Source organism: Escherichia sp. TW14182 (assembly GCF_000208525.1).
Classification (GTDB): domain Bacteria; phylum Pseudomonadota; class Gammaproteobacteria; order Enterobacterales; family Enterobacteriaceae; genus Escherichia; species Escherichia ruysiae.
In genome coordinates, this window is the sequence record NZ_AEJZ01000111.1 from 1 (window position 1) to 13,833 (window position 13,833).

9 protein-coding genes are annotated in these 13,833 nt (G+C 52.4%); 2 read left to right on the forward strand and 7 right to left on the reverse strand.

The window, feature by feature from the left end; translation table 11 throughout:
• Nucleotides 1–44 precede the first annotated feature (44 nt).
• The 6 genes from ygjK to ebgR all read right to left on the reverse strand — a co-directional run bounded on the left by ygjK (nucleotide 45) and on the right by ebgR (nucleotide 9,818).
• Nucleotides 45–2,396 carry an alpha-glucosidase gene (ygjK, locus tag EQY_RS0110605; protein WP_000695442.1) on the reverse strand — a complete coding sequence of 784 codons (2,352 nt, stop codon included), beginning with the start codon at nucleotides 2,394–2,396 and terminating at the stop codon, nucleotides 45–47.
• A 16-nt stretch (nucleotides 2,397–2,412) separates the two neighbouring features.
• On the reverse strand, nucleotides 2,413–3,483 hold the full coding sequence (gene ygjJ / locus EQY_RS0110610; protein WP_000767684.1) for a protein YgjJ: 1,071 nt from the start codon (nucleotides 3,481–3,483) through the stop codon (nucleotides 2,413–2,415).
• Between the two features lie 133 nt (nucleotides 3,484–3,616).
• Nucleotides 3,617–5,050 (reverse strand): amino acid permease, encoded by a 1,434-nt coding sequence (locus EQY_RS0110615; RefSeq protein WP_001285446.1) that lies wholly within the window; start codon nucleotides 5,048–5,050, stop codon nucleotides 3,617–3,619.
• A gap of 62 nt (nucleotides 5,051–5,112) precedes the next feature.
• A complete protein-coding gene (locus EQY_RS0110620; RefSeq protein WP_001219943.1) occupies nucleotides 5,113–5,562 on the reverse strand; it encodes a beta-galactosidase subunit beta in 450 nt (149 codons plus the stop codon).
• Complete coding sequence (ebgA, locus tag EQY_RS0110625; RefSeq protein ID WP_001082826.1) at nucleotides 5,559–8,651, reverse strand: beta-galactosidase subunit alpha; 3,093 nt, start codon at nucleotides 8,649–8,651, stop codon at nucleotides 5,559–5,561. The genes EQY_RS0110620 and ebgA overlap by 4 nt, the downstream gene beginning before the upstream one ends.
• A 183-nt stretch (nucleotides 8,652–8,834) precedes the next feature.
• A complete protein-coding gene (ebgR, locus tag EQY_RS0110630) occupies nucleotides 8,835–9,818 on the reverse strand; it encodes a transcriptional regulator EbgR (protein WP_000212440.1) in 984 nt (327 codons plus the stop codon).
• Between the two features lie 216 nt (nucleotides 9,819–10,034).
• Here ebgR and EQY_RS0110635 point away from each other — a divergent pair, with 216 nt between their 5' ends.
• Complete coding sequence (locus EQY_RS0110635) at nucleotides 10,035–10,367, forward strand: tRNA-binding protein (RefSeq protein ID WP_000450588.1); 333 nt, start codon at nucleotides 10,035–10,037, stop codon at nucleotides 10,365–10,367.
• A 41-nt stretch (nucleotides 10,368–10,408) separates the two neighbouring features.
• Here EQY_RS0110635 and ygjG read toward each other — a convergent pair whose 3' ends face one another.
• Complete coding sequence (gene ygjG, locus EQY_RS0110640; protein ID WP_038808956.1) at nucleotides 10,409–11,788, reverse strand: putrescine aminotransferase; 1,380 nt, start codon at nucleotides 11,786–11,788, stop codon at nucleotides 10,409–10,411.
• Nucleotides 11,789–12,206: 418 nt separating this feature from the next.
• Between ygjG and aer the strand changes: the two genes are divergently transcribed.
• The gene (gene aer, locus EQY_RS0110645) at nucleotides 12,207–13,727 is read left to right on the forward strand and encodes an aerotaxis sensor receptor Aer (protein ID WP_000094747.1); all 1,521 of its coding nucleotides are present in this window, start codon (nucleotides 12,207–12,209) and stop codon (nucleotides 13,725–13,727) included.
• The last annotated feature ends 106 nt before the right edge of the window (nucleotides 13,728–13,833 follow it).

Below are 13,833 nucleotides of genomic sequence, written 5' to 3' on the forward strand. Positions count from 1 at the left end.
AGGGCGGATAAGGCGTTTACGCCGCATCCGCCAGCCGTTGAAAATTACTGCTTACGGAAAAAATCGTTATACAACATATACAAATGCGCGGCACTCCAGGAGAAATTTGGTGCGCCTTGCTGCGCGCCAGTGAGCGGGTTGTAATTCTCCTGAATCGGACCATCGGCGGTTAATCCTTTGGCGTGCTGGAAGAACGTATCCGCCAGTTTCAGGGCATCATCGCGATAACCGTAACGCTCCATCCCTTTCAGACCAAACCAGAATTGATCTACCCATACGCGCCCACGCCAGTAGATATCAGCGCCAAAGGCCGGGTTGGTTAACGCTGCCGTTCCCAGCGGTACAAAGGTGTTGAACTCTTTAGGATCGAGCATCACCTTCACCACCGCGTCGGCATTGGCCTGCGTTGCCGCACCGTTAAACAGCGGCGACCAGCCTTCCGGCCCTTTACCGCGCTCGACTATCGGTTTGCCCGCGCAGCCGTTCGCCAGCGGTTTATCTTCAATGCGCACGTCATAGTAGAACTGTGTAGTCGGGTCGAACATACAGGTGTTGATGTAGTCCGCGAGCTGCTGTGCCAACTGACGATAGCGTTTGGCCTCTTCCGGCTTACCGAGGATGGTTGCCATCTCCGCCAGATAATGGTTATCGCTGTACATATAGCTGGCCTGATCCACCGACTCCTGCAATAGCGAGTAGCCCAGCAACGTTCCGTCCTGACTGCGGTTTTCGGCGAATTTCACCGTCCATTCGCTACGTTTGCCGCCGTTAGCGACATATTTATCCAGCTGTTCTTTGTCGATAAACCCAAAGACTGCGGCGTCATCACGCCCCGATTCCCACGACGCAGCGACCTGTGCCGGAATTTCCAGACTGTCATACTGGCCTTTCTCCACCACCCGGGCGTAGTTGTTCAGGCCAGACTGCGTCTCTTCTTTGTCGCCTTTTTTCACCGTAAACAGCATCTCACCGCTCTCGGTGTTGTGGGCTTTATCGCGGGTCGCGCCATATTCCGGCACGCCGTTGCCGTTATGATCGCGGTTACGTAACCACCAGTCGTGATAGGCCACCAGTTTCGGGTATATCTCTGCCAGCCAGGCTTTATCCTGGGTGACGTTGTACACTTCCATCACCGACCAGGCGGCAAGGCTGGGTTTGGTGTTACGTTCGTTCCAGTTGCCGCCATCGCCACCGCGCTCTGGGCTAAGGTTCCACGCAATCAGGTCGGGGACAAAGCCCACATCCTGCGGACGCACGGTGTCGCCAGGCTGGATCTGCCAGGAGAAGACCGCTCGGATATTCTCTTTGGCGATATCCGGATTGAAATGCGCCATCGCAAACGCCTGCTTCCAGGTATCCCACGGCCAGGTCTGATTGCCGGAGAACCAGCGCCCGGTTACCGACGGCGTAACGGTGTTATATTTCACCGCACCGCCAGGCGAGCGCCAGTTACCGTTAAGCGTTTCGATTGCTTTCACCGCGACGCGCGTCTGTTCCGGCGTCGCATCCGGGTTAGTTAACCCTTTCTTCAGATACTCTTCCCAGCGTTGCTGCGAGGCGGTGAGATAAAACGCCGGACGCGCCAGAATATCGCGGATTTGCATCTGCTCTTTGCTAACTTCCTGGGCGGTCAGCAGGTGGGAGTAGGTGGTATAGAGCGTCGTCGACCCGTTGATATGTGCCTTACTGGTAAAGCGATTGCCGCTGATTTCAGTCTGCACAGGCAGGGATTTATGCACCTGATATTCCGATTCGCCGGAGGTCAGCAGATCCCAGGTGGCGCGCACTTTGCCAAAGGTGACTTTCAGGCCATCACGGGTGGCGCTGATTATGCGTTGATAGTCAGGATATTCGCCAGCAATGGTTTTATCGGAAAGCGGTTTCCCTTCTTTCGCTTCCAGTTTTTCCAGCAGCTCGCCATCCCACACCAGATCCAGCGGTTTATCGCTGGTGATTTTGGTTTCCAGTAGTGAGGTGCGCGGCGTGGCGAAGCGCAGAGTCATTTCGACCTGCACATCTTTTGCTGTCAGTTTTTGCACCAGCGCGCCGGGAATACTGTATGCCTCCAGCGTGAAGTTGACTTTCTTGCCGTCCTGCCAGACGGTCAGGCGGTCGAAATTGGTCGCCATAAAGTTGATGTACTCTTCCGTCAGCAGCGCAACGCCCGGAAAACCGCCCATCGTGTTCGGGCCGTCTGGCAACAGATGACCATGCCAGGCACCGAGATCAAAAAATGGGTTAAAACGCTGGTGATCGTCGTAATCGTAATCCTTCATGTACTGCGGCGCGCCAGTACGGTTAATCACGTTTTTATAATTGTCGGCGTTAGCGGCATGGGCGGAAAAGCTCATCAGCAGAGCACAGGCTACTGGCGTTAAAATAGTTTTGATTTTCATGAAATTACAGTCCTTATTACCAGTAAAAATATTGCATCAGGAAGAGTTGGTCGCTGGGATCGTGAGAGGCATTTTTCATGTAGAAGCGGCTATCAAAAGCCGTTGCAAAACGTCCGCCGCCGTATTCGTACCAGATACCAAACTGCATGAAAGAGGTGGTTTCATCGTCAGCGTGGTCAGGGCGATGTTTAGCGTAGGTGTAAGCGGTGGAGAGATAAACGCCCTTTAACGCTTCATACATGGCGCTCACCATCATCCCACTTTCGCTTCCCGGTACGTCCAGCCCGTCGGCGCGTCCGGTATGGTGCCAGGCGCGAGCGGCAAAGTTAGGGGTAAGCAGACCCGTGAGATAGAGTTGTCCTGTACCGTCGGTAATTTCCAGACCGTTCATCCAGGTGACGCCTTCGGCAAGGTCATACTGGATGTAACTGTTCATCATTGCCGGATAGGTGTATTTGTCGTCGTAGCGATCGTATTTGCCAAAATGCAGCCAGGCTTTGCTTTCGTCATGATGTCCGGCAGGTGTGGCGGTGACGCTATAGCGGAAGTTGCCGGTTAAGTTCTGCACCTTCAGCGCGGTCATAATGTCGCGGGTATTGGGAATGACGTAGCCCAGATCGGGGGTGAAGTCGCCCCACCATTGCAGGTCATCCAGCGAGGAATCCTGGCGCAGACTGAGCATGATTTCGGTGCCATCGTTGGTACGATAACCGCCATAAAAACGGTTAATCCCACCTTCAAAACCGCCCCAGCTATGGTCAGGCACCCAGGCATTGCCGTCGTGGTCGGCCTGCACGGTCCAACCTTCGCCGTAAATCAGGCCGAACCAGGAGCCATATTTCATCTCCAGACCGCCTTCAATATAAGTGCCGTCGCTGTATTTATGTTTATTCTCGCCCTCTAAATCCATATACCCACCAACCCCTAATTCACCATAAAAACGAAATGAAGGAGAAGACGTCGAGGTAATGGCGGGTGTTTTTGTGTCGTCATGTTCTGCCGGACGTGCTTCATCAGCGGCCGCAGAAAAGGCGTAGCAAAACGGCAGAACAAGTAATGCTCTGCATGGTGCAGTAATTAATTTCATTGTGTTAATCCATGAGCTAAAGAAAAAGTACAGCCTTTTATCGTTGTAATTATAAAAATATAAAGGCAGAAACTATTTTCCCTCTCCCCATCCAGGAAGAGGGAAAATGCCTGCTCATTTTTTATGATTCTGCTTAATCAACATTGCTGGCTGGCGTCGCTTCAATATGGCGCTCTTCAGCCGTTAATCCCTTTATATATTTACTGTATTTCCACCACGCAAAGCCGAGGAAGATAACAATACCGCCGACGTTATAAAAAATGATGGTCAGAATATTCGCGCCAGTCGGGAATGTCGAAGCGACAAACCCTACGGCAAATATCGCAATCAGCATTGAAACAACGATAATACCGGTGCGGCGGGAGCCCATACGGAAATCACGTGGCAGGTGATCTAATTTGGCGCGTAAATTCAGGTAAGCCAGCATGATGAATAACGGCGGAAGCATGGACGCTGCGGCAGTCATATTAATAATAGTATTCATCAGATCCTGCACGGTATTGGAACCGAGCATCGGGATAATCATCAGCGGGATGACGATCAGGAACTGGATCCACGCTGCACGCGCCGGAACGCCGTTTTCGTTCAGTTCAACGGTTTTCTTACCAAAGATGCCTTCCGGGATTTCGGAGAAGAAAATTTTCACCGGCGTTGCGGTCCACATCAGCAGGGAACCGAACATCGCAGTAAAGGATACCAGACCGACAAAGCGATTCATCAACGCTTCAGGTAGACCAAAATATGCCGCCATGCCGTGGAATACCTGTACCGATCCGCCGGTAAATTTCAACTCTTTGCTGCTGACGAAGACGTTAATCAGCACCGAGGAGACGGAATACAGTACGCCAATGAAAATCCCGGCGAGGATGATCACTTTAACGAACGATTTCGAACCGCCTTTGACGTCGTTAACGTACACCGCGACGGACTCCGCGCCGCCTGCGGCCATAAAGATCCAGGTGGTAACGCCGAGGAATGCCCAGTTGAAGTTCGGGATCATCGCGTCAACGGTGATCGGATCGGCAGGCTGTACGCCGCCAACCAGTGCCGTACCTGCCAGTAAAATGTAGGAGAGCGTTAACAGCAGCATCAGCGTTGAAGTGACGGAGGTAATTGGCCCCAGCATTTTCGCCCCGTTGGTAGAAACCCAGGTGGAGAAGGCGAACAGCACCATACTGATAATGGTGGTGGCAACTGGCGTCATAATATATTCGTAGCCGAGGAAGGCATATGAAGCGTAAGCAATAACGCGCGGCAACAGCGAGGTGAAAAAGAACAGGTTTACGAACCAGTAGGTATAGGCAGTAATAAATGCCCAACGTCCGCCCAGCGAGCTTTTTACCCACGCGTAGACACCGGCTTCCGAGTTTTTATTTAACGAGACAAATTCTGCGATGATCAGACAGAAGGGAATAAAATAAAAAATCGTTGCGAGGAAAAACATCGGCGCCGAGGCCAGTCCAAGCTCAATATTATTATTGATAACGTTGTTAAAGCTGTAAACGGCGGCAAAAGTCAGCGAGAGCAAGCCGAATTTGCCGATTGTATTACGTTTGGTATCAGACATAACACATCTCCGAAAATGAGTAGGGTAGCGGTGGCGGCAAACTCCTTTTGCCGCCGTAGTTGTTATTTGTTATGGAAATAACCATCTTCGATGGTGACTTTGAGAACGACTTTTTTGACCGCGTTATTGCAGATAAACCGATACGCTTCATGGATATCGCAAATAACGATTTGCCCTTCGTGAACCTCGACGGTTTCTCCGCAGCCTTTTAAATATTCGCGGTCAGTTTCATCACGATAATATTCCACTACCTGTAATGTTTCTTTCGGCGCATATTCAATCTTTTGCTGCCCTTGCAGGTAGTAATGCACTTCAAAATAACGACGATGCCCGGTAAATAACGCATCGGTCGCGGAGTCATTTTCCACACGGTAGGTCAATGAGTCACCGATGGAGTGGGCGACGCCGGGCTGAATGTTGTCGATATTTTCAATCGCTTCAACGCAGCGTTGCCACTTCTTGCCAGAGGCGTAAATCTGGCGGAACTGTTCTAAGTTATCGATGATCCTCATTGCTTATTCTCGCTGTGCAAATTCGTGGAAAAGAACCCTGCGCCGAACTCATACGATGCCAGGCTTTGCGCGGTAGCTTCTCCGCCAGAAACCGGCAGCAACGTAAAGCCGTAGCTGAAGTCACGGAACCAGACGCGCCAGGAGTCCAGCACCTCGCTGCCCCAGGAGTTGGAGCCAAGGCCAAGCAGCTGGTGGTCAAGATTCAGGGTGATATCATCACTGCGCTGAAGTTCGTTGCAGTGTTGGGCTGCGTGGATGTTTTCCTGGGTGTAGTGCCAGGCGCTGAAGTTAATTGGGCGCTGCGGAACCACCAGCAGACCGTTGCCGTGGCGGTTAGTCAGTGCCGCCCAGCGGACATGCTGACGGTTGCCGTTGTTCTGCGGGAAGGGATAGTTCTCGAACATGGCATCGACGTTGCTGCGCCAGATATCAATGATGTTAGCCTGCTGGCTGTCGGCGTAGTTTTCGCCCGGTCCACGACCGTAATACGCCACCTGGTCGTATTCGCCGTTAATCTCCATGGTGAAACCGATGCACGGAATGATGTGCGGATAGTCACCGTAACGCTCGCCGGAAAGCGCCACGTTAACCTGTCCATCGGCAGCGATACGCCAGATGTAGGTGCAGCGCATCCCGAAGTCAAACACCGGCGGGGCAATAACCGTGCGGCTGATGATCAACACTTCGCCATCACTTTGCTCAACGGCAAAGTCGCGCAGATGTTCCTGCATGATCTGCAAATGATTCGGCTGCCACAGCCCTTCGTACTCCTGCTTGTGGTTGTCGATCATTGGCTTGAAGAAGTTGATCTTTGGCTCGCGAGTCAGCATCGATTCGCCATTCACCTGCCATGACGTCGGTTTACCACTCATTTTTGAGAAGGTGATTGCGAAGTTGTAGCCGCGAACGGTGCAGCTCAAATGATCGTCTTCCAGCGTCAGCGGACGAGCATTATTTGGTGCGAAAGGCACTGGCTGCGCGGTGTTTTCCTTCAGCGGGAACTGATAAGTAGCGATAGGGTGCCCGGCGTCGCTGTAGCGGGTGCGGGAATCTTTGGTCACCGTAATGTTGAGGAACGCTTCGCGGGCGTCCAGTTGTGGCAGCGTAATGCGCAATGGCGCTTCGCTGTTTGGCGCAACGTCGTGCAGCTTAATTTGCTGCGTCGCGAGCGTTTCACCTTCGGCGCGCACCTCTGCGTGCAGGGTGTAGTCATCAAGCGTGGTAAACCACAGTTTATTTTCGACTTTTAGCTCGCCGCGAGTCAGATCCAGCGCGTGGATTTTTACCGGCGCAATAACCTGTTTGTACTCTTTCAGGCCTGGTCCCGGCGTCTGATCGGAATAGATCAAACCATCAAGACAGAAGTTATAGTTGTTGGGATAGTCGCCGTAATCGCCGCCGAATTTATACCAGACATTGCCGTTGTCATCCTGCGCCTGGATCCCGTGGTCGCACCATTCCCAGACATAATGTCCCTGAATGCAATCGTGCTTATAGAAGACGTTCTGGTATTCCGTTAGCCCGCCCGGTCCGTTCCCCATCGCATGAGCGTATTCGCAGATGATACGCGGCTTCGGATGCGGATATTCACCAAACTCATTCATCAGCGGCACGCGGGTGTACATGGTGGAAATAATATCGACCACTTCAGCATCGCGATCTTCTTCGTAGTGCACCAGACGCGTGTCATCGAGCGCCTTCGCCGCGTGGTACATCGCGCGGATATTACAGCCATAGCCGGACTCGTTGCCCAGCGACCAGATGATGATCGACGGATGGTTTTTCTGCGCGTGAATATGGCGAACGATGCGCTCGACGTAGACCTTTTCCCACTGCGGATCGTCGGTAATACGGCTGATATCGCCGACGTTAGCAAAGCCGTGCGATTCGACGTCGGTTTCCGCCATCACAAACAGGCCGTAGATGTCACACAGTTCGTAAAAACGCGGATCGTTCGGGTAGTGAGCGGTACGCACGGAGTTGATGTTGTGCTGCTTCATCAACTGGAGATCTTTCTCGACGCGATCCATCCCAACGGCGCGGCCTTTGCGATGATCGTTATCGTGACGGTTGACGCCGTGCAGCATCACATAACGGTTATTGATCCAGAACAGACCGTCGCGCACTTTGATATCACGGAAGCCGACGCGTTGCGGCACCACTTCCAGAATATTGCCGTCGGCGTCTTTCAGCGTCATGACCAGATGGTAAAGATAAGGAGATTCTGCCGACCATTGCTGCGGCTGTTCGACAGTAAAAGCAAAGCTGGCGCTGGTCAGTTTTTCAATTGCCAGATGAGGAATGGCGCTGCTGTGCACCACGCGTTCGCCGTCGAACAGGGTATATTCCAGCGTCGTTACGACAGGGGAGGCGGCGAGGTTTTCCAGCACCACTTCGCAGGAGAGCGTGGCATCGCAATAGGCTTCGTCAAAGTCGGTGCGCACGGTGAAATCGTTAATATGCGTTAGTTGTTTACCGATCAGATAAACATCGCGGAAGATCCCCGCCGACCACCACATATCCTGGTCTTCCACGTAGGTGGAGTCCGCCCACTGCATGACGCGCACACACAACAGGTTATCGCCGGTTTTAACCATCGCGCTGATGTCAAACTCTGCGGTCAGGCGACTGCCCTTGCTGAAACCCACATACTGACCGTTAACGTAGACTTCAAAATAGGTTTCGACGCCGTCAAATTTAATCAGCGTCTGCTTGCCCTGCCAGCCGTCGCTGAGGGTGAAAATACGTTGATAGGCACCGGTTGGGTTATCGCTGGGGACAAAAGGCACATCGATGGGGAACGGAAAACCTTCGTCGGTATATTGCAGTTTGCCGTGGCCTTCCATTTGCCACATGGCGGGGACGGTAATGTCCCCCCAGTCAGCCATTAACTCGGAAGTGAAGGCTTCTGGCACTTGCAGCGGATGATCAAAGAAATGGAAATTCCACTGACCGCTTAAGGGCAGAAACAGGCTGCTGGTTTCGCGGGCAAAGGTGCGTGCCTGCGCAACAGAATCATATGAAAAAAAGTACGCACGCGGCGCAAGTCGGTTCTCGTGGGTGAGTTGAATGTTTTCCCAGCGATTCATAGGGCCTCCCGGTAGAGAGAAATCGGAACCATTCATGGTGATGGTAGTTTGTGTAATTGCTGGGGAGTTTAGTAAAGTTTTTACTAAAAAGTAGCAGGTAAATGCATTTACTTTAACTGGATCACGAAAATAAACGGCAGCACTGCCCGGCAAAAACGATTGCCGGACAGTGTGTAAGGAGATTTAGCGGGTCGTGCCGCGCAGTTTTAATTTGCTGGGAACGAAGACTAACAGCGGCAGCGCGCGACCATCGCGAGCCTTTTCATACAACAGGTTAACGCCCTGACTTCCCATCATCTCGGAATGGATGCGCACGGTGGAGAGCGGCGGAAAGGTAAATCGCGCGGTGGGGATGTCGTTCACGCTGATAAGCGAAATATCCTGTGGGATGTTCAGGCCTCGTTCATGAATTGCCCGCAGTACGCCGATAGCAATGGAATCAGAAGCGACAAACAGTGCCTTCGGATAGTCTTCCCGCGCCAGCATCTGTTTTGCCAGTTCATAGCCCGACGAACTGGAAAAACCGCCGCGCCAGATGTCCTCTTCGCGTACCACTTGTTTCAGTCGGCCATATTCCACAAAGGCGACCTCACGAATATCCGCCTTGCCAGGCTCATCTTCGCCGCCAATAAAACCAATACGATTAACGCCCTGATCGATGTAGAAGTCGATGATTTCTTTACTGATGCGTGCCAGATCGATATCCACCGCATCGTAACCGCTGCCGGGTTCGTGAAAGTCGATAAAACAGATATTGTCGGTCAATGCGCTGGCGGCGGCGCGCAGGGCAGGCGTGGGTTTACCGACAATCAAAATGCCGGTGACGTTTTTAATGTCCGGCAAGCCGTTGTGTTCATAACAGTTGGTCAGTTCGATCGCCAGCTTTTCGCACTGGGTTTCAATGCCGTGGCGGATCGCCAGATAGTAAGGATCGTTGATCTCCAGCTCCTGTTGGTAGCTGTAGATAGCCAGAATATGGTGTTGGTTGACTGCACCTGTCTGGAGTTTACGGGCACTACTGGTCTTGTACTCCAGCTTTTCGGCGATCTCGAGAATGCGATGTTTCGTCTCTTCTTTCACATTCAACGTCGGATCGTCATTTAAGACCCTGGATACTGTCGCCAGGGATACGCCAGCTTCGATTGCGATGTCTTTTAGTGTTGCCATGTTTACCTTTTTTACTTTCCCTGATGTGCGTCTCCATTGTAGAGGAAGTGCTTATCGGGTCACCTGTTTTCAGTAAATAAAGCGCGTTTCTTTGACGCTGTAACGGTAACACAGCGGCTTACGAATGTGATCACGCCTGCATTCTCCATTTTTAGCCTACAGGATTGAGAAAAACTTTTGCTATAGTTTAGTAAAATTTTACTTGAGGGGGAAACAATGGAAACCGTGGCTTACGCTGATTTTGCGCGACTGGAAATGCGCGTCGGGAAAATTGTGGAAGTGAAACGCCATGAAAACGCCGACAAGCTGTACATTGTACAGGTTGATGTGGGGGAAAAAACGCTGCAAACCGTGACCAGCCTGGTGCCGTACTACAGCGAAGAAGAGCTGATGGGGAAAACGGTGGTGGTCTTGTGCAATCTGCAAAAAGCGAAAATGCGCGGTGAAACGTCGGAATGCATGCTGTTGTGTGCGGAAACCGATGACGGCAGTGAAAGCGTACTGTTAACGCCGGAACGGATGATGCCTGCGGGCGTGCGAATCGTATAAAGAGATCGGATGGCGACGTTGCATCGCCATCCGATTTGATATTACGCTTCTTCGACACTTACTCGCATGGCCGCCAGCGCCTTACGCGCCGCTTTGATCACCAGTTCACACTGTTCAATGGTCAGCGTCAGTGGCGGTTCAATGCGGATCGTTTTGGCGTTGTTGAGCGTGCCGGCGACCAGCACACGCTGGCGGAACATCTCGCTGGCAAAGTTGTAGCCGATTTCGTTATCAACAAACTCAATCGCCATCAACATCCCTTTACCTCGCGCTTCCTGCACCAGATCGGGATATTCCCGCGCCAGTTGGCGGAAACCGTCCAGCAACATATCGCCTTTTTGTTCAGCCTGAGCCGGTAAGTTCTGCTCCAGCAACACATTGATGGTCGCCAGCGCCGCCGCACAGGCCAGCGGGTTGCCGCCAAAGGTGGTGGTATGCAGGAATGGGTTGTCGAACAGGACTGAGAACACCTCTTCAGTGGCGATGGTTGCGCCAATCGGCATCACGCCGCCGCCGAGGGCTTTTGCCAGACACAGAATGTCCGGCTGAACGTTCTCATGCTCACAGGCGAACATCTTGCCCGTGCGCCCCATACCCGTTTGTACTTCATCGAGGATCATCAGTGCGCCGAACTCATCGCACAGCTTACGCACGGCGGTGAGATAGCCCGGCGGCGGCAGAATGACGCCACCTTCGCCCTGAATCGGCTCAAGGATCACCGCAGCCACATCATCACCGGTTTTTTTGCACTCGCTAAGGGCCGCGCGCATGGCTTCGATATTGCCAAACGGCACATGACGGAAGCCCGGTAGCAGCGGCATAAACGGTTTGCGGAAGGTCGATTTTGCCGTGGCTGACAGCGCGCCAAGCGATTTACCGTGGAACGCGCCGCTGGTGGCAATAAAAGTAAACTTGCCGCGCGGTGACTGATAAGCCTTCGCCAGCTTCAGCGCCGCTTCAACGGACTCAGTGCCGCTATTACAGAAGAAGCTGTATTTCAGTTTACCGGGCGTTAGCGCGGCAAGGGTTTTCGCCAGCATCGCCCGTAATGGGTCTAGCAACTCCTGGCTGTGCAGCGGCTGTTTCGCAAGTTGATTCTGTACGGCGGAAACCACAACTGGATTACGGTGCCCCACGTTGAAAATGCCAAAACCTCCCAGGCAGTCGATAAACTCCTGTCCTTGGGTGTCGACAAGCGTATTTAAACCTCCCGCTTGCCACTCTACGGCTCCGTAATCCCCGCCGGCGGTAACAGATTTGCGATACTCTAAAAACCCCGGATTGACATGCTCTTTGAAGTATTCAATCACCTCGCGGTTAAGTGCTTTCATCTCCTCATGATCCAGCGTTCGCTTTTCAATGAGATTCAGGGCGTGGGCGCTGCACGCTAAAGCCGATGCGCTCGAAGGTAACCTGTTCAAAATATGCTCCGGAGGCTCGCGTATCACATGATACCGATTTAAGTATTGCAGGGATTGCGCCACTCCGGCTGCGATCGCGAAAATCGGGATAAACATAAATGCGGTTATCATTCATGCAATATTTAATGCTATTTGTTAACACTTGCCGTTATTTTGCACGATTTTTATCGGGCGCACCTCCTGCTATCCAGGAGGAAATGCACTATGTCAGGGCAATAATTGCCTGATTATTGGGCAATATAATAAACGTGCCGGGATAGTACCCAAGTGAAAGTATTTTAAATCAAGGAATTAGGTTTTGTGCTTTAATCGAAAATTGCGATCTAAATCAAATTAAACCACTATAGATAACCTCACCGGAGCCGACATAACTTCTGACAAGAAGTTAACAACAATATAACTTGCACAGGACGCGATTATGTCTTCTCATTCGTATGTCACCCAGCAAAATATCCCGCTGGCTGACGATACCACTCTGATGTCTACTACCAATCTACAAAGCTATATCACACATGCTAATGACACTTTTGTGCAGGTTAGCGGCTATACCTTGCAAGAGTTACAGGGACAGCCGCATAACATGGTGCGCCATCCGGATATGCCGAAAGCGGCCTTTGCTGATATGTGGTACACCCTGAAGCAGGGGGAACCCTGGAGTGGTATTGTGAAAAATCGGCACAAAAATGGCGATCATTATTGGGTGCGGGCGAATGTGGTGCCGATGGTGCGTGAGGGCAAAATCAGTGGTTATATGTCGATTCGTACACGGGCGACGGATGACGAGATCGCAGCGGTAGAGCCGCTGTACAAGGCGCTGAATGCCGGACGTACAAATAAGCGTATTCATAAAGGTCTGGTGGTGCGTAAAGGCTGGCTGGGAAAACAGCCTTCATTGCCGCTTCGCTGGCGGGCGCGTGGAGTGATGGCGCTGATGTTTATCGTGCTGGCGGCAATGCTCTGGTTTGTTGCTGCCCCGGTGGTGACGTATTTCCTCTGTGCGCTAGTGATGTTGTTGGCAAGTGCCTGTTTTGAATGGCAGATTGTACGCCCGATAGAAAATGTTGCCCGTCAGGCACTGAAGGTGGCGACCGGAGAACGTAATAGTGTTGAGCATTTGAATCGCAGCGATGAGCTGGGGCTGACATTACGCGCGGTAGGGCAACTTGGCCTGATGTGCCGTTGGCTAATTAATGATGTCTCAAGCCAGGTGTCCAGTGTCAGAAACGGCAGCGAGACGCTGGCGAAAGGCACTGATGAACTGAACGAACATACCCAGCAGACAGTTGATAACGTTCAGCAAACGGTGGCGACCATGAACCAGATGGCGGCGTCGGTGAAACAGAACTCTGCTACGGCGTCGGCTGCCGATAAACTTTCTATCACTGCCAGTAATGCAGCAGTGCAGGGCGGGGAAGCGATGACCACGGTGATCAAAACGATGGACGATATCGCCGACAGTACCCAGCGCATTGGCACCATAACTTCGCTGATTAACGATATTGCGTTTCAGACCAATATCCTCGCCCTGAATGCGGCGGTGGAAGCGGCGCGCGCCGGAGAACAAGGCAAAGGTTTCGCGGTGGTGGCTGGGGAGGTACGTCATTTAGCCAGCCGTAGCGCCAATGCTGCCAACGATATTCGCAAGCTAATTGATGCCAGTGCAGATAAGGTGCAATCCGGTTCGCAACAGGTACACGCCGCCGGGCGGACGATGGACGATATTGTGGTGCAGGTAAAAAACGTCACCCAGTTAATTGCTCAGATTAGCCATTCAACGCTGGAACAGGCTGATGGGCTTTCCAGCCTGACCCGTGCGGTAGATGAGCTTAACCTGATCACCCAGAAAAACGCCGAGCTAGTGGAGGAGAGCGCGCAGGTGTCGGCGATGGTAAAACACCGCGCCAGCCGACTGGAAGACGCGGTGACGGTGCTGCATTAATCGGTATGCCGCATCCGGCAGTTGGAGCACAATGCCTGATGCGATGCTGGCGCATCTTATCAGTTTTACGAACGGGTGTAGGCCGGATAAGGCGTTCACGCCGCAT